Source organism: Massilia sp. (genome assembly GCF_031995545.1).
Lineage (GTDB): Bacteria > Pseudomonadota > Gammaproteobacteria > Burkholderiales > Burkholderiaceae_D > Telluria.
The window spans coordinates 39,149-55,241 of the sequence record NZ_DAMAGA010000002.1; the positions used below are offsets into that span (position 1 = coordinate 39,149).

General features: G+C 67.4%; 15 protein-coding genes and 1 pseudogene. 10 read left to right on the forward strand and 6 right to left on the reverse strand.

The genetic code is table 11. The features are described from left to right. Nucleotides 1-44: 44 nt before the first annotated feature. The 4 genes and pseudogenes from RTQ83_RS02010 to RTQ83_RS02025 form a co-directional block, all read right to left on the reverse strand. The gene (locus tag RTQ83_RS02010; protein WP_312510912.1) at nt 45-1,520 is read right to left on the reverse strand and encodes a sodium:solute symporter; all 1,476 of its coding nucleotides are present in this window, start codon (nt 1,518-1,520) and stop codon (nt 45-47) included. Between the two features lie 88 nt (nt 1,521-1,608). Then, a complete protein-coding gene (locus RTQ83_RS02015) occupies nt 1,609-2,043 on the reverse strand; it encodes a hypothetical protein (protein WP_312510914.1) in 435 nt (144 codons plus the stop codon). Nucleotides 2,044-2,153: 110 nt separating this feature from the next. Further along, nucleotides 2,154-3,644, reverse strand: a complete 1,491-nt coding sequence (locus RTQ83_RS02020; protein WP_312510915.1) for an NYN domain-containing protein — start codon at nt 3,642-3,644, stop codon at nt 2,154-2,156. A 61-nt stretch (nt 3,645-3,705) separates the two neighbouring features. Beyond that, a pseudogene (locus RTQ83_RS02025) lies at nt 3,706-4,635 on the reverse strand (LysR substrate-binding domain-containing protein). Between the two features lie 101 nt (nt 4,636-4,736). Here RTQ83_RS02025 and RTQ83_RS02030 point away from each other — a divergent pair. From RTQ83_RS02030 to RTQ83_RS02040, 3 genes are all read left to right on the forward strand, one after another. Beyond that, nucleotides 4,737-5,747, forward strand: coding sequence for an NADP-dependent oxidoreductase (locus RTQ83_RS02030; protein ID WP_312510916.1), 1,011 nt, complete (start codon nt 4,737-4,739; stop codon nt 5,745-5,747). 68 nt (nt 5,748-5,815) lie between these two features. After that, the gene (locus RTQ83_RS02035) at nt 5,816-6,646 is read left to right on the forward strand and encodes a hypothetical protein (protein ID WP_312510917.1); all 831 of its coding nucleotides are present in this window, start codon (nt 5,816-5,818) and stop codon (nt 6,644-6,646) included. A 121-nt stretch (nt 6,647-6,767) separates the two neighbouring features. Then, a complete protein-coding gene (locus RTQ83_RS02040; RefSeq protein WP_312510918.1) occupies nt 6,768-8,720 on the forward strand; it encodes an ATP-binding protein in 1,953 nt (650 codons plus the stop codon). A 4-nt stretch (nt 8,721-8,724) separates the two neighbouring features. On the opposite strand, the gene RTQ83_RS02045 is transcribed toward RTQ83_RS02040, so the two are convergent. Further along, the gene (locus RTQ83_RS02045; protein WP_312510919.1) at nt 8,725-9,669 is read right to left on the reverse strand and encodes an alpha/beta hydrolase; all 945 of its coding nucleotides are present in this window, start codon (nt 9,667-9,669) and stop codon (nt 8,725-8,727) included. A gap of 63 nt (nt 9,670-9,732) precedes the next feature. Between RTQ83_RS02045 and RTQ83_RS02050 the strand changes: the two genes are divergently transcribed. Together RTQ83_RS02050 and RTQ83_RS02055 are read left to right on the forward strand one after the other, a co-directional pair. Continuing rightward, a complete protein-coding gene (locus RTQ83_RS02050; RefSeq protein WP_312510920.1) occupies nt 9,733-10,119 on the forward strand; it encodes a MerR family transcriptional regulator in 387 nt (128 codons plus the stop codon). 72 nt (nt 10,120-10,191) lie between these two features. Further along, nucleotides 10,192-10,617: a hypothetical protein gene (locus tag RTQ83_RS02055; RefSeq protein ID WP_312510921.1), complete on the forward strand. Its 426-nt coding sequence runs from the start codon at nt 10,192-10,194 to the stop codon at nt 10,615-10,617. Between the two features lie 12 nt (nt 10,618-10,629). Here RTQ83_RS02055 and RTQ83_RS02060 read toward each other — a convergent pair whose 3' ends face one another. Beyond that, nucleotides 10,630-11,049: a DUF1810 domain-containing protein gene (locus RTQ83_RS02060; protein WP_312510923.1), complete on the reverse strand. Its 420-nt coding sequence runs from the start codon at nt 11,047-11,049 to the stop codon at nt 10,630-10,632. 62 nt (nt 11,050-11,111) lie between these two features. Between RTQ83_RS02060 and RTQ83_RS02065 the strand changes: the two genes are divergently transcribed. From RTQ83_RS02065 to RTQ83_RS02085, 5 genes are all read left to right on the forward strand, one after another. Beyond that, nucleotides 11,112-11,345 carry a DUF3820 family protein gene (locus tag RTQ83_RS02065; protein ID WP_312510925.1) on the forward strand — a complete coding sequence of 78 codons (234 nt, stop codon included), beginning with the start codon at nt 11,112-11,114 and terminating at the stop codon, nt 11,343-11,345. A gap of 88 nt (nt 11,346-11,433) precedes the next feature. Next, nucleotides 11,434-11,844 carry a response regulator transcription factor gene (locus tag RTQ83_RS02070; RefSeq protein WP_312510927.1) on the forward strand — a complete coding sequence of 137 codons (411 nt, stop codon included), beginning with the start codon at nt 11,434-11,436 and terminating at the stop codon, nt 11,842-11,844. Nucleotides 11,845-11,866: 22 nt separating this feature from the next. After that, nucleotides 11,867-12,916, forward strand: coding sequence for a HEAT repeat domain-containing protein (locus tag RTQ83_RS02075; RefSeq protein ID WP_312510928.1), 1,050 nt, complete (start codon nt 11,867-11,869; stop codon nt 12,914-12,916). A 10-nt stretch (nt 12,917-12,926) separates the two neighbouring features. Continuing rightward, a complete protein-coding gene (locus tag RTQ83_RS02080; protein ID WP_312510929.1) occupies nt 12,927-14,369 on the forward strand; it encodes a glycosyltransferase in 1,443 nt (480 codons plus the stop codon). A gap of 37 nt (nt 14,370-14,406) precedes the next feature. Beyond that, the gene (locus RTQ83_RS02085) at nt 14,407-15,951 is read left to right on the forward strand and encodes a hypothetical protein (RefSeq protein WP_312510930.1); all 1,545 of its coding nucleotides are present in this window, start codon (nt 14,407-14,409) and stop codon (nt 15,949-15,951) included. Nucleotides 15,952-16,093: the final 142 nt, after the last annotated feature.

A 16,093-nucleotide genomic window follows, 5' to 3' on the forward strand; every position in this document is an offset into this window, starting at 1 on the left:
GAAGGTTGGTGCAAACATAAAGCAACACGGGCAGCTGTGCGTTTCTATGCAGAGGCCGCCGCCGGACGTTCGCCGGCCGGCATGCGGCGCGAAATCGCCAGCAGGCCGGCAAACACCAGCGCCCCGTTAACCATAAGCAATTCCAGCCCGAGTCGGTAAGAGCCGAGCAGGTAAGCTTGATTGTACTCAAGGATTGCGCACAGCAGTGGTGCGCCGACTGTGACAAACGGTACAAAACGGTCGATCGGCATCCGCCGCGTCATCATGCCGAAGGCGAACAGGCCCAGCAGCGGGCCATAGGTGTAGGCGGCCAGTTTCAGAATCACACCGATCATGCTCGGGTTATCAGCCGCCTTGAAGCCCATCACCAGCAGCAGGAACAGGAAGGCGAAGCCCAGATGCACGCGGCGGCGCAGGCGCTCGGCAGCGTGCTGGCTCAGGTCGCTGCGCCGCTTGATGCCGAGGATGTCGATGCAGAACGACGAAGTCAGCGCCGTGATCGCACCGTCCGCGCTCGGGAACAGCGCCGAGATCAGCGCGATCAGGAAGATGATCTGCAAGGCCGCCGGCATGTGCCCCATCACCACGGCCGGGAAGATCTTGTCGCCGCTGGCACTCAGGCCGACGGTCGGCGCGTACAGATACAGCAGGCCGCCCAGGAACAGGAACGACAGCAGCACCACCACCAGCACCGCAGTCAGGCTCAAGAGGTTCTTCTGCGAGTCCTTCAGGGTCTTCACCGAGATCGTCTTCTGCATCATCTCCTGGTCGAGCCCGGTCATGGCGATGGTGATGAAGGCGCCTGCCAGAATCTGCTTGAGGAAGAAGTTGGGGCTGTCGATGTCGAAAGTGAACACATGCGCCAGGCCCTGCGCGCGCATGCGCTCGAGGCTGTCCGGCACCGACAGGTTCAGTTCGCCCAGCAGGAACCAGGCGCAGGCGAACAGGCCGAACAGCATGCAGCCTGTCTGCAGGGTATCGGTCCAGACGATGGTCTTGACGCCGCCCTGGTAGGTGTACATCAGGATCATGCCCAGCACCACCAGGGTAGTGATCCAGAACGGTATGCCCAGGCTGTCGAGGATGACGGCCTGCAGGATGTTCACCACCAGGTACAGGCGCGCGGTGGCGCCTAGCAGGCGCGAAATGATGAAGAAGCCGGCGCCGCTCTGGTAGGCGCGTCGCCCGAGGCGCAGGTCGAGGTAGTGGTAGATCGACGTCAATTGCAGCCGGTAGTACAGCGGCAGCAGCAGCCAGACCACGGCCAGGTAGCCGAGCACGTAGCCGATCAGGATCTGGGCGTAGCCGAAGCCGTCGAGGCCGACCGCGCCCGGCACGCTCACGAACGTGACGCCGGACAGCGTGGTGCCGACCATGCCGAAGGCGACCAGCATCCAGTTGCTGCTCTTGTTACCGATGAAGAAGCTGTCGTTGTTGGCGCCGCGCGAGGTGACGTGGGCGACGCCGAGCAGCAGCAGGAAGTAGGCGATGAGGATGCAGAACAGGAGCAACGGGGACATGGTGACGCGGGGAGGAATCGTTATTTTGCCCGGCAATATACAGCAAACGGAGTTCCCGTTCGCGGCCGCCCTTCCCTGCCTGCGATGCTTACGCTTCTTCGCCGGTGACGCGCTCGAACGGACCGATGCACATCTCCATCGACTCGTCGGCGCACATCACGAACAGCGCGCCGGAGGGATGAAAGCGGACGAAATTGGTGACGCTTTTACCAACCGCCATCACCTCGCCGGAGCAGTCCTTCTTGCCGTTGTCCTTGACGATCTTGTCTTCGAGCCGGTAGAACCCCTTGGCGCTGGGACGTTCGGGGATCGAAAACCGGCTCTCGGACACTTCGGCCGCGCTGGTGACCAGGGTGGTGCCGTCGGCGCGGAAGCGGTAGGTTTCGGTACAGCTCAGTTCGGGCAGGCTGAGGCGCCAGATGCCGACGATCGGGTGGCTGGGCGATAGCGCGGGCGCCGCCGCGGCCGGCGTGCTCAGGGCGAACAACAACACTGGTGCGGCGAACAGCGCAGGCAAACGCATGGCAGGCTCCGAATCGGAAATGCCTGCCCGACAATCGGACAGGCGAAGCCATTATTGCAGCGGTGCTGCGGAGGCGGCGCACGCGCCGCCTCCTGGTCAAACGGCCGGGATCAGCCGTTCTCGGTGCCGGCCTTCGGCTTGGCCGGGCGGCGGTTGCGCGGGGCGGCTTTGCGGGCCGGCGCCTTGTGCGACGGACGGGCCGACTTCTTGCGCGCCGGCTTGGCGTCGTCGCTGTCGGCAGCGGCGTCGGCTTCAGGTGCCGCTTCCTCCACCACAGGCGCTGCCTTGGCGGCAGGCGCTTGCGGCACCTCGGCGACGCTCGGCACGGCCACGACTTCTTCCGCCACCGGTGCTTCGGCCACTGCCGCCACCTTCTTCGCCGCCGGCTTGCGCGGCGTACGGCGGCGCTCCTTGACCGGGGCCGGCGCTTCCTCGACCACCGCGGCCGCTTCCGGCTCGGCGTCGACGGTCACCGGCGTCGCTTCCACGACCTCGGCCGGTGCGGTTTCCACCGTTTCCGGCGCTGCGGCCACAGGCGCTTCGACTTCCTGCGCCACCGGCTCCAGCAGTGCCGGAATCGCCTGGCTGGCCAGGGCTTCGCCACGACCACCCTGCTTGCGGCCACGGCCGCCACGGCCACGGCGGCTTTCCTTGGCCGGTTCTTCGCCGGTGCCTTCGACCGGCGCCGCGGCGTCGATCATGTCCTGCACCACGGCGTCCGGCGCCTGGGTGGCATCGGCAATCGCAGCATCAGTCGCCGGCACGGCAGCCGCCGCGCCCGCGCTGCGGTATACATAGGTACCCGACTTTTCATCGCGGCCGAACTCGAACAGCCCGCGCGTCTGCGCTTCTTCCAGCAGGTTGCCGAAGGTGCGGAAGCCGTAATAGGTTTCCGAGAATTCCGGACGGCGGCGCTTGAGTGTGTCCTTCAGCAGCGAGGCCCAGATTTTGCCGGTGTCGCCGCGCTCGGATACCAGCGCGTCGAAGGTCTCGACCACCATTTCCAGCGCCTGCACCTTGCGCGCCTCGAGTTCTTCCTTGCGCTTGTCGTCGCTGGCGCTGCCGCGCTTGGCCGCCTGCGGCTGGCTCTTGCGTTCGTCGCGTTTGGCAGCCGTGCGGCGCTGCTCGCGCACCAGGTCGTCATAGAAGATGAATTCGTCGCAGTTGGCCACCAGCAGGTCGGAGGTCGATTGCTTGACGCCGACGCCGATCACCTGCTTGGCGTTTTCGCGCAGCTTCGACACCAGCGGCGAAAAGTCCGAGTCGCCGCTGATGATCACGAAGGTGTCGACGTGCGACTTGGTGTAGCACAGGTCGAGCGCGTCGACCACCAGGCGGATGTCGGCCGAGTTCTTGCCCGACTGGCGCACGTGCGGGATTTCGATCAGCTCGAAGTTGGCTTCGTGCATCGGCGCCTTGAAGGCCTTGTAGCGATCCCAGTCGCAGTACGACTTCTTGACCACGATGCTGCCCTTGAGCAGCAGGCGCTCGAGCACCGGACGGATGTCGAATTTCTCGTAGTTGGCGTCGCGCACGCCCAGTGCGACGTTTTCGAAGTCGCAGAACACCGCCATGCTGATGTTGTCGGAAGATGAGGCCATGAGTTGTTGTTTTCTAGTAAATATGAAACGAGCTTCCAGCGATTATACGCAAGCCGATCCGTTATCCGTCATATGGCGCTGTCGTACGCGGCGCGGTTGCTGCCGCCCGGCCCGCGCCGGCATCAGGCAGTACCGCGCTTTGCAGGCTTTGCCGCAGCAGTTCGACCGTGCGCCGTACCGGTTCGCTCTGGCGCGCGCCAGCGAACAGGCCGAAGTTGGCCTTCAGCGGCGGTTCGCCCGGCGCCGCCAGTGCCAGCGTACGCATGGTGTCAACGCGTATGCATTCGGGCGGCAGCAGCGCCACGCCCAGGCCGCTTTCAACCGCCGCCGTCACCGCGCTGATGTTCTGGCTGGTGAAGGCGACCCGAAAGTCGCGCCCGGCGCGCGCCAGCGTGTCGAACATCACGCTGCGCTACGCGCACGGCTCGCCGAACACGACCAGGTCGAGCGGCGCATCGGGATCGAACGGCTCGTCGATCGCACACGCCCACTGCAGCTCGACGGTCCAGGCATGCAGCGGATCGAGGTCGAACGCCGAAGCGACGCCGACCGCGATATCCAGGCCGCCGTCGCGCCAGCGCGTGGCCAGCGCTTCGCCATGGTCGATGAAGATCTCGAGTTGCAGACCGGGACAGGCGCGGCGCAACCTGCCCAGCGCGGCCGGCAGCGCCGTCACCGCGATGTCGTCCGACAGCCCGACCCGCACCAGGCCGGCGACCGACTGCTCGCTCAGGCGCGCCGCCGCCGCATCGCCCAGCGCCAGGATGCGGTTGGCGTAGCTCAGGAACAGTTCGCCGTCGGTGGTCGGCACCATGCCGCGCCCGGTACGGTGCAGCAGGCGCTTGCCGGTCAGGCGTTCGAGGCGCCGGATCTGCGTGCTCAGGGCCGATTGCGCCCGGCCCGCCTGGTCGGCCGCGCGGCTCAGGCTGCCCTGCTGGCAGACCGACACGAAAGCGCGCAGCAATTGTGGTTCGAAAGCGTCTGCTATCACATTGAGATAAAGTCTGAATCAACGTTTTCAGTCTAGTTATATAACTGGCCCTTGTCTATGCTGGCGTTTCCGATCGCTGTCGATCGACCAAAGGAGAATCCATGACCGCCCTGCAAAACCGCCGCATCCTGCTCGCCGCACACCCTGACGGCCGTCCGCTGCCATCCGACTTCCGTACCGAGACCGTGCAGGTTCCCGAACCGGGCGACGGCGAACTGCTGCTCGAGATCCTGTACCTGTCACTCGACCCCTATATGCGTACCCGGATGAACGCCGGCGCCACCTATGCCGAATCGGTGCCGCTGGGCGGCGTGATGCTGGGCGCCACCGTGGCCCGGGTCAGGCACTCGCGCCACCCGGACTGGCGCGACGGCGACATCGTGCTGTCCTACTCGGGCTGGCAGGAATACGCGATCTCGGACGGCAGCGGCCTGCGCCGCATCGATCCGTCGGTCGCGCCGATCTCGACCGCGCTGGGGGTGCTCGGCATGACCGGCTTCACCGCCTATGTCGGGCTGGAAGAAATCGGCCGTCCGGTGCCGGGCGAGACGGTGGTGGTCGCCGCCGCCAGCGGCGCGGTCGGCTCGATCGTCGGCCAGATCGCCCGCATCCGCGGCGCGCGCGCGGTCGGCATCGCCGGCGGCGCCGCCAAGTGTTCCTATGTGAAGGACGAACTGGGATTCGACGCCGTGATCGACCACCGCGCGCCCGACTTCGCCGAGCAACTGCGCGCTGCCTGCCCGGACGGCATCGACGTCTATTTCGAGAACGTGGGCGGCAAGGTGCTGGAAGCGGTCAAGCCGCTGCTGAACCAGTTCGCCCGCATTCCCGTGTGCGGTCTGATCTCGCAATACAGCGACCAGGCGACCGACGCCTCGATCAGCCTGTCCGACACCTTGTTCAAGAGCTTGACCGTGCGCGGTTTCATCCAAACCGACTTCATCGAGCGGCACCAGGCGGCGTTCCTGGAACAGGCGGCGCAGTGGATCAAAGATGGCGAGCTGCGCTGGCGCGAGGACGTGGTCGATGGCCTGGACAGCGCGCCCGCGGCGTTCATCGGCATGCTGGACGGGCAGAACTTCGGCAAGCTGGTGGTGCGCGTGCGCGACTGACCGATCGCACTTGCCGGCAGGGGCGGCGCTATACTTTCCGGTTTGCAATCGCACGACGAACCGTATCCATGGCCGCCCCTACCCTGACCGAATCCGCCACAACGCTCAACGACCGGCTGTTGCAGCGCTATGTCGAAGCAGTCGATGCGGAAAACTTACGACTGCTCTACCAGGACACGCGCCTGTCCGGCCTTTTCGTCGCCACAGCCAGCGAAAGCTATCTGCGCAGCAAAGTGCGGATCATGATCGTGGGACGCGACACCGCGGGTTGGAAAGGCGCGGACGCCGTGCCCGCCACTGGCGCGCAGATTGACGTCGCGGCCTACCTCGAACGACAAATGGCGTACCACAGGAAGAAAGTCGGCACGGTGAAGGCAACGTCGACTTTCTTCCAGTTCTACCGGCGCGTGGCGCAGATGGTCGCCGCACCCGATGACCGCCATTTGAAGGATGCGCCCGTGTGGGCCAATCTGTTCTGCGTCGACAGGAACAAGTCGCGGCCGGACCGCGCGCCAGGACCGGCAAGCGCCAGGATCCTGGACCTGTCGGCCCGACTGCTGCGCATCCAGATCGCCGTACTGAGACCGGAGCTGATCGTCTTCACCACCGGCAGCAGCTGCGACAGCTACCTCAAGTCGCATTATTTCGACAGCCTGCTGAATTCCGAAGTCCACAACCCCAAGCGCTTGTGGGAGTTCCATATTGCGCTCGCCGACGACACCGGCAACGCCTTCACGGTGCGCGCTTTCAGGACGCCTCACCCGCGCCACCGTGCGTCGGACGATGCGCGCGCGGCGGTGGTAGCCGAAGCATTGTCTCCCGGTGCGATCGCGCGCTACAAGGAGTCGGTCGGGCGCCCGTCGATCAGTGGCATTGGGCTAACGCCACCAATCGCGTAAAGCCCAGCCAGCAGCACTGCGCCGCACCCGAATTCGCCCAGATTGTGACTCACACAATTGCTCGATTAACACGATCCGCTTCTGCCCTATAATGCGCCATCGCTAACCGGCAGCAGAAACGATGCTTCCCCCAGACCTTTTCGAGTCCGCCTTCAACAATTCGCCGTTCGGGCACTACCTGCTGTCGCCCACGCCCGATGCGGTGATCCTCGCGGTCAACGACGCCTTCCTGAGGGCGTCCAGCCGCACGCGCGAGGAACTGGTCGGCGCCAGCCTGTTCACAGCATTCCCGAGCAATCCCGACGATCCGGAAGACACCGGCGAAGCGCGCCTGCGCGCCTCGTTCGCCAAGGTGCTGGCGAGCGGCCAGCCGGATACCCTGCCGGCGGTGCGCTACCCGATTCCGGTCATCCTGCCCAACGGCGAGAGCGGCTTCGAGGAACGCTTCTGGACCGCGACCAGCACGCCGATCTTCGGCGCCGACGGCAGCATCGTCTGCATCTCGCACAGCAATAACGACGTCACCGAACAGGTGCGCTCGGAGGCCGCGCTGCGCGAGAGCGAGCGGCGCTACCGGGCGCTGACCAATGCCACGGCCGAAGTCATCTATCGCATGAGTCCCGACTGGAGCCAGCTGCGCCACCTCGAAGGGCGCGGCTTCCTGAAGGATGCCGCCGCGCCACGGGCCTATTGGGTGGGCGACTACGTGCCGCCCGAGGAACAGGAACTGGTCAACCGCGAGATCGCGCGCGCGATCCGCGAGCGCTCGATGTTCGAACTCGAACACCGGGTGCGGCGCGCCGACGGCAGCAGCGGCTGGACGCTGTCGCGCGCGGTGCCGATGTTCGACGCCCATGGCACGCTGGTCGAATGGATCGGCGCCGCCAGCGACATCAGTGAGCGCAAGGCGGCCGAGGAACGGCTGCGCGAAGCCGACCGCCGCAAGGACGAATTCCTGGCCATGCTGGCGCACGAACTGCGCAATCCCCTGGCGCCGATCGGCGCCGCCGCCGCGCTGTTGCAGCGCATGAAGCCGGACGAAGCGATGCTCAAGCGCACCAGCCAGATCATCGGGCGCCAGGTCGGCCACATGACCGAACTGATCGACGACCTGCTGGACGTCTCGCGCGTCACGCGCGGGCTGGTGCAGCTCGATAACGCACCGCTCGACATGGACGGCGTCATGCACGAGGCGGTGGAACAGGTGATGCCGCTGGTGCAGGCGCGCCGCCACCAGCTGTCGCTGCAGCTGCCGCCGGCCGGCACGCGCGTGCTGGGCGACCGCAAGCGCCTGGTGCAGGTGCTGGCCAACCTGCTCAATAACGCCGCCAAGTACACGCCCGAGGGCGGGCGCGTGGCGCTGAACGCGGTGGTGCGCGCCGGTGAACACGGCGACGATCTGTGCGTCGAAGTGCTGGACAACGGGATCGGCATGGCGCCCGAACTGGCGGCGCGCGCCTTCGAGCTGTTCGCGCAGGCCGAGCGCTCGTCCGACCGTTCGTCGGGCGGCCTCGGACTCGGGCTGGCGCTGGTGCGCAGCCTGGTCGAACTGCACGGCGGCAGCGTCGCCTGCGAGAGCGGCGGTCCGGGCGCGGGCAGCCGTTTCTCGGTGTGCCTGCCGCTGCTGCAGGATGATGCCGCCACCGCGCCCGATGCCGGGCATCAAGCGGCGCCGGCCGCCGCCGGCGCGCTGAGTGTGATGGTGGTCGACGACAATGTCGATGCAGCCGTCACGCTCGGCATGCTGCTCGAATCGCAGGGGCACCGGGTGCTGGTCGAACACCACGCCCACGACGCGCTGGCACGGGCCCAGGCCGACGCGCCGCAAGCCTGCCTGCTCGACATCGGCCTGCCCGACATGGACGGCCTCGAACTGGCGCGGCGCCTGCGCGCGCGGCCGGAAACCGCCGGCGCGCTGCTGGTGGCGGTTACCGGCTATGGCCAGGAAAAGGACCGCGCCCAGGTGATGGCGGCCGGGTTCGACCATCACATGGTCAAGCCGATCGACACCGAGCGCCTGTTCGCGATCCTGTGCGACGCGGTGCAGCGCGCCGGGCAGCCCGTCATCCACTAAGCTTTTATTTCACGCGGCGCCAGGCGGCGTCGACGAAGCGCGCCAGGTCGCGGTTGAAGCGCTGCGGCTCTTCGATGAACGGCGCATGGCCGGACTCCGCATACAGCACGCTGCTCGCGCGCGGATTGAGCTGGCGCACCCGCGCGATCGCGGGCCCGGCGTTGACCAGCGCATCGCGCTCGCCGTACAGGAGTAGCAACGGCACCTTCATCCGCGCCAGCCCCGCGGCGGCGGCAGCCGACTCCATCCTGAACACGCCGCGCTGCATGTCCCACGACGCCAGCGCGGCGTTGGCCAGCAGGCGTTCGAACACGGCCTGGCCCGGCTGGGTGTGGAAGCACAGCGCCAGGAAGGCGCGCTGGGCGTCCAGCCGGGTGCGCAGGTCGGCGGCGTTCAGGTCACGGTAGATCTCGGGATGGGCGGTGATCTGCTGCGGGTTGCCCAGTTCGATCACGCCATCGACATACACGGCGCCGGCGATGGCGTCGTCGCCGTAGGCGGCAAGGTAGTTCGAGATCACGGCCGCACCGAGCGACCAGCCGGCCAGCACGGGTTTTCTTGCCGACGCCGCGTTATTGCGCGTGGCGGCGATCACCGCCGCCAGGTCGTCGGCCCAGCGCCGGCCGTCGCTGTAGGCGGCCTCCCCCGCCGGCTTGCCCGACAGGCCGTGGCCGCGCAGGTCGTAGCTGATCAGGCGATAGTGCTGCAGCGTCGGATCGGCGCGCTGCGCGTCCCAGTTCAGGTGGCTGCCGAGCAGGCCGTGGATCAGGATCAGCGGCGCGCCTTGCGGGTCGCCCGATTCCTGCACCGCCAGCTGCACGCCGTCGGGCGCGCTGACCGTGTAATGCCTGATAGCGGCCTGTAGCCAGGAAGACATCGTCAGCAGCAGCGCGGCGAGGAAGAAAGATGAAAAAGCGTGGCGGCGCGCACGCGGTAACAGCAGGTTCATGGCTCACTCCGAAAAGATGGAAGTGCTATCCTGAAGCCTGACATTAATGTGAGAGTCAAGCGAATGACCCACCCTGCCGCTACCACGCTGCTGTCGATCGGTGACCTGGCGCGCGCCACCGGCGCCAGCGTGCGCTCGATCCGCCACTACGACGAACAGGGCCTGCTGCCCTCGCACCGCGCCGCCAACGGCTACCGCGTGTTCGCCCCGGACGCGGTGACGCGGGTGCGCCAGATTCAGCGCCTGATCGCGGCCGGCTTCAACCTGGCCGAGATCCGTGCCTTCCCCAACTGCATGCTGGCGGTCGAGGGCGCGGCCATGTGTCCGGAAACCGCGCCGGCCCAGCACCGGCTGCTGGCCGCGATCGAATCCGAGATGGCCGGCCTGGAACGGCGCCGCGCGCGCCTGCGCGCGCTATTGGCCGGCGGCTCGTCGGCGCAGCCCGATTGAGCCGGATCTTTCACGCCGCGTGCCGAGCGGCGATAATGCGCCTTTGCTTCCACTGCCTCACTTCGCGCCACCATGAAAACCTCGAAAGTCCATTACATCCAGCTGCGCCCGCACGCCGACCTGCCCGACCTCAAGCACCTGGAGCCGTTCATGGCGATCGCCGTGATCGACGACGACAGCGACGAGATGTGGCGCTGGGACGTGGCGCGCTGGCTGGTGGCGTCCGGCTGCCGCTTCCTGCTGGCCTGGGGCAAGGAATGCGAAAGCTGGCGCGACGCCATCGACGATGCCGCCGATGAAACCATCGACGGCGACGAGGCCGCGCCCGAGCAGGCCGTGATGGGCACCTCGCACGAGGACGAGGACCTGGAAGAAGTGTTCTGGTTCGCGCGCCACCGCGCCAGCCACCCGGCGCTGCAGTTCACGGATACCGTGATCCTGCACGTGGCCGCGATCGGCCGCGGCGAAGAGCTGCTGGAACAGTTCGCGGACGCCTGACCCTCTCCAAGCCTAGAGCCGCGCCAGGGTTTCCGGATCCGGCTCGCCGTCGAAGTACTTGTCGATGCAGGCCTGGAACACCGCTTCGTCCGGCGCGGTGTCGGCGAACAGCGTCATCGACGAGCGAAACTTGACGTCGTCCGGATCGCCGAAGATGTCGTTCGCGCTCAGCCCTTGCTGCGACAGCACGATGTTCGCGCATTCGCGCAGGCGCGGCCCCAGCACCGGATGCGCCAGGTAGTCGGCCGCCTCGTCGTCGTTGGCGATGGCGTAGCGCTGCGCCATGCTGCTCCTTCCGAGCCCGGCGATCTGCGGAAAGATGAACCACATCCAGTGGCTGCGCTTGTGGCCGGCGCGCAGCTCGTCCACCACGCCGGCATATACCGGATCTTGCGCCTGCACGAAGCGCTCCAGGTCGTATTCGCTATTCATATCCCCTCCCTTCTGTCATCCAAATGCTACAACGTCGCCGTTGTTTGCTAAAGTGCCGCACGATGAACGCTGAACACCTGCAATTGCTCCTGGTCCGTGAAATGCCCTATGGCAAATACAAAGGCCGCAAGATCGCCGAGCTGCCCGGCCACTACCTGGGCTGGTTCGCGCGCGAAGGCTTTCCGCACGGCGAACTGGGCCAGTTGCTGGCCTTGATGTATGAGCTCGACCATAACGACCTGCGCGCGCTGCTCGACCCATTGCGCGGACGCGGGTTTCCATCTACGATTGGTTGATGTCGAATAGCAACAAACTGTTCAATTGCAGTCTGTTATCTGGACGCCCGTCATCGGTATAATCGCGTCACCTCTTTACACAGCCATCATGCATAACGAACAAGCTCCCGCACCGCTGGTGCTGGTCGTCGAGGACGACGATCACATCGCCCAGGTTTTGCGCTTCATGCTCGAACGCCAGGGTTACCGCGTCACGCACCTGGCCGATGGCCGTGCGGCGAGCGACTACATCACCGGCGCCGGGAGTGCCGACATCCCGCTGCCCGACCTGGTCCTGCTCGACGTCATGCTGCCCTACATCGACGGCTTCGAACTGGTGGCCCAGGCGCGCGTGCGCGCGGAATGGGCCGGCGTGCCGATCCTGATGCTGACCGCCAAGAACACCGAGCGCGACACCGTGCGCGCGCTCGACGCCGGCGCCAACGACTTCGTCATCAAACCGTTCCAGCCGAACGAACTGCTGGCGCGGGTGCGGCGCTTCCTCAAGCTCGGCGCCTGACGCGCCCCACCGCATCCGGCACGTGGCGCTCGTCCAGTCGACCGATCCCTTCGTCACCATCGCGGTCTGGACCGGCACCATCGCGCTCGGCGTGACGCTGCTGCTGGCCTGCCAGATCATCCTGCTGCGCATCGATCTGCGCCGCCACCAGGCGCGCAATGCCGAGGCGGTGGCGCGCTGGCGTCCGCTGCTCAACGCCATCATCGTCGGCGAAAGCCCTGCCCTGCCGCTGCTGCCGGCGCACGAACGGATCCACTTCATGCGCCTGTGGGTGCACCTGCAAGGGTCGCTGCGCGGCGAAGCCACCGACGCGCTCAACGCCATGGCGCGCGAACTGGGCGTGGATGCGCTGGCGCGCCGCATGCTGGCGCGCGCCCCGCGCGACGAACGCCTGCTGGCGGCGCTGGTGCTGGGCCATCTGCGCGACCGCGCGGCCTGGGACCGCCTGCTGCCGCTGGCGCAGGCGCCCGACAGCGCGCTGTCGCTGACCGCCTTGTGGGCGCTGGTGCGGATCGATCCCGACGCCGCCGCCGAGTACCTGACGCCGCTGTTCATCGAGCGCGACGACTGGGCGCTGTCGCACGTGGCCGGCATCCTGCAGCAGGCCGCGGCGCCGACCGCCGCGGTGCTGGGCCGCATCCTGCCCGGCCTGCCCGAAGAACGCCTGCCGCGCGCGCTGCGCATCGCAGAGGCCCTGCGCGTGCCGCTGCCGGGCGCGGTGCTGGCCGGGGCCTTGAGCAGCGGCGCGGTGCCGATCGTGATCGCCGGCCTGCGCGGTGTGATGACGCCCGAGACCATCGATGAGGTGCGGGCCTTGCTGGCGCATCCCGACTGGCAGGTGCGGGTGCAGGCGGCGCGCGCGCTGGGCCGCATCGGCAACCGCGACGACGCGCCGCGCCTGACCGCGCTGCTGGGCGACCCCCAGTGGTGGGTGCGCTACCGCGCGGCGCAGGCGCTGCGCGAACTGCCGGCGCTGTCGCGCGCCGACATGCAGGCGGTGCGCGCCTCGCTCACCGACCGCTTCGCGCTCGACATGCTGGACCAGGTGCTGGCCGAACAGGAGACCGCATGAAGGAGATGCAATGAGTTTCGACCACCTGCTGGTGGAGTTCATCACCTGGTTCGTGTTCTGCTACTTCATCGCGCTCAATGTCGGCTACCTGACCCTGAACGGCTTCGCCTTGCGCGCGCTGCGGCGCAAGGGCCAGGAGATGTTCATGGCCGAACTGCCGCGCGCCTATTCGGGCCTGGAACCGCCGGTCAGCATCCTGGTGCCGGCGTATAACGAAGAAGCCTCGATCGCGGCCTCGATCCGCTCGATGCTGCAACTGAGCTACGCCGAGTTCGAGATCATCGTTGTCAATGACGGTTCCACCGACGCTACGCTGGAAGTGCTTAAGCGCGAGTTCGCGCTGCTGCCCTTCCCCGAAGCCTACCGGCGCCAGATTCCTACCCGCGAAGTGCGCCAGGTGTACCGCTCCACGCGCTACCCGAACGTGCGCGTGATCGACAAGGTCAATGGCGGCAAGGCCGACTCGCTCAACGCCGGCATCAACGTCTCGCGCTATCCGCTGTTCTGCGGCGTCGACGCCGATTCGATCCTGCAGCGCGACAGCCTGTCGAAAGTCACCGAGCCGTTCCTGCGCGACCCCACCGTGGTGGCGGCCGGCGGCACGGTGCGGGTGGCCAACGGCTGCCAGGTCAGCGGCGGCTTTTTGACCCGCGTCGGCCTGCCGTCCAACACGCTGGCGCTGTTCCAGGTGGTCGAATACCTGCGCGCCTTCCTGTTCGGGCGCCTGGGCTGGTCGGCCATGAACGGCATGCTGATCATCTCGGGCGCCTTCGGCGTGTTCCGCAAGGACGCGGTAGTGCTGGCCGGCGGTTACCGCGTCAACACCATCGGCGAAGACATGGAGCTCGTGGTGCGCATGCACCGCCTGCTGCGCGCGCGCAGGCAGCCGTACCGGATCGAGTTCGTGCCCGATCCGGTGTGCTGGACCGAGGCGCCGGAAGACCTGCGCACGCTGCGCAACCAGCGCATCCGCTGGCAGCGCGGCCTGGCCGAGAGCCTGACCGCCAACTGGGGCCTGATGTTCTCGCGTAACGGCGGCGTGCCGGGCCGGGTCGCCTTTCCGTTCATGCTGCTGTTCGAGTGGCTCGGGCCCCTGGTGGAACTGGGCGGCTACGCCTTCATGATCTTCGCCTTCTTCACCGGCCTGATCTCGTGGCAGGCGTTCGGCGCCTTCCTGTTCGTGGCGATCGGGCTCGGCATCCTGCTGTCCGCGTCAGGACTGCTGCTGGAAGAGATGTCGTTCCACATCTACCCGCGCGGCAAGCAGCTGCTGGCGCTGGGCGCGATCGTGATCCTGGAGAATTTCGGCTACCGCCAGATCAACGCCTGGTGGCGCCTGATCGGCATGTGGCGCTGGGCCACCCAGCGCGAAGCCAGCTGGGGCGCGATGCAGCGGCGCGGCACGGTCAAGGATGCCGAGCGCGCCGCGGATGGCACCAAGCCTCCGAACTGAGCGCGCGCCTTGCGCCGTGCGCGCTAGACTGCGATCCATGTCCGCTACCGTCCACCGCTATCTGCTGCCGATGCTCCTGACCATCGCTCCCGCCCACGCCGCGTCCGTGCCGGCGGGCGTCGATCCGGCCCAGGTATTGGCCGTGTACCCGCTGCCGCCGGACGCCCGTCCCGAACAGCAGATCCTGCTGCAGGGTGTGGACAAGGACGGCCGCTTCGAAATCAGCGAGCACACGCTGCCGGCGGCGAATCCCGCGCCCGAGGCGCCGGGGCCGATGCCGCTCGGCGTCAACCTGCTGGGCGCGATGACGGCGCGTGGCTTCGGCGTCGAGGAGCGCGTGACCACGACGCTGGAAGATGGCCGCCTGCGCATCGCCTGCCGGCCCGGGTCACGTCCGGCCGGCGTGCTGCTGCAGGGGCCGTGGTATCTGTCGCGCGCCGACGTGGTGCTGCAGGCGGGGTTGTCGGGCAGCGGACGTTTTGTCTGGCAAGTGGCCGATGCGCGGCTGGCGGCGCGCGAAGCTGCGCTCGACATGGGCGTACTGGCCGACGGCGCGCGCCTGGCGCTGCCGTCCAATATGGATCGCGCCGGCTGGCGCCAGTTCACGGTCCTGTGTCCGCAAGAGGGTGGCAAGCTGACGCTCGACGCCCTCACGCTGGAACCGGCGGCGTCGGTCAGTGCACCGCGCTCGACCTGGGCCTGGGACCGGGCCGAGTGGCGCGAGCGCGGCGATGCGCTGATCAACTGGGCCGTCGGCCAGGGCCTGGACGAAGTATTCGTCACGGTACCGCTGCGCGATGGCCGGGTGGCCGAACCCGAAGCGCTGGCAACATTCTTGCAACGCGCCAGCGCGCGCGGCGTCGCGGTGACGGCGGTCGAGGGCGATCCGCACATGGTGCTGCCCGCGCAGCACGCGCCCAGCGCCGCCCGCGCACGCGCCTACGCCGCCTATAACGCAGCGGCCGCACCGGCGGCGCGATTGACAGGCATGCAGTTCGACGTCGAACCCTATCTGCTGCCGGCCACGGTGCTCGACCCGGCCCAGCGCGACCGGCGCTTCCTGGAACTGGCCGCCGCCCTGCGCCAGGCGGCGGGTGCGATGCCGCTCGAATTCGTGGTGCCGTTCTGGTGGGACGGCAAGCGCGAGCTGCTGCGCGAGCTGGCGCGCCATGCGGACGGGCTGGCGGTGATGGACTACCGCACCGATCCCGCCCAGATCCAGCGCTTCGCGGCGCCGTTCCTGGACTGGGGCGTGGAGCACGGCAAGCGGGTGCGCATCGCGCTCGAAGCGGGGCCGATCGCGGCGGAGGAGCAGCGCCGTTACCGGCGCGTCGAAGCGGGTGCGAAAGGCGATCTGCTGCTGGCCGAGGTGGAAGGGCGGCAGGTACTGGTGCTGCTGCGTTCTCCGGCGGCGCATCCGCAGGGGCGGATGTATGCGTTCAGCGGGAGCCGCACGATCGATGGATCGGCGACCACGTTCCATCGCGATAAGGCGGGGATGATGCGGCTGTTGCCGCAGCTGGAGCGGGTATTCGGGGCGTGGAAGAGTTTTGGCGGGATGGCGCTGCACGAACTGCGGTAATCGCACGCAACACGCGGCCACGCGGCCAATCCTTGATCCGCTAACCTATGATCCGTCATTCCCGCGAAGGCGGGAATCCAAGTTCGGTGCGCACCACTATCGTTTGAAGCAGTGAGCTGATCGAGCAAAACTTGGATCCCCG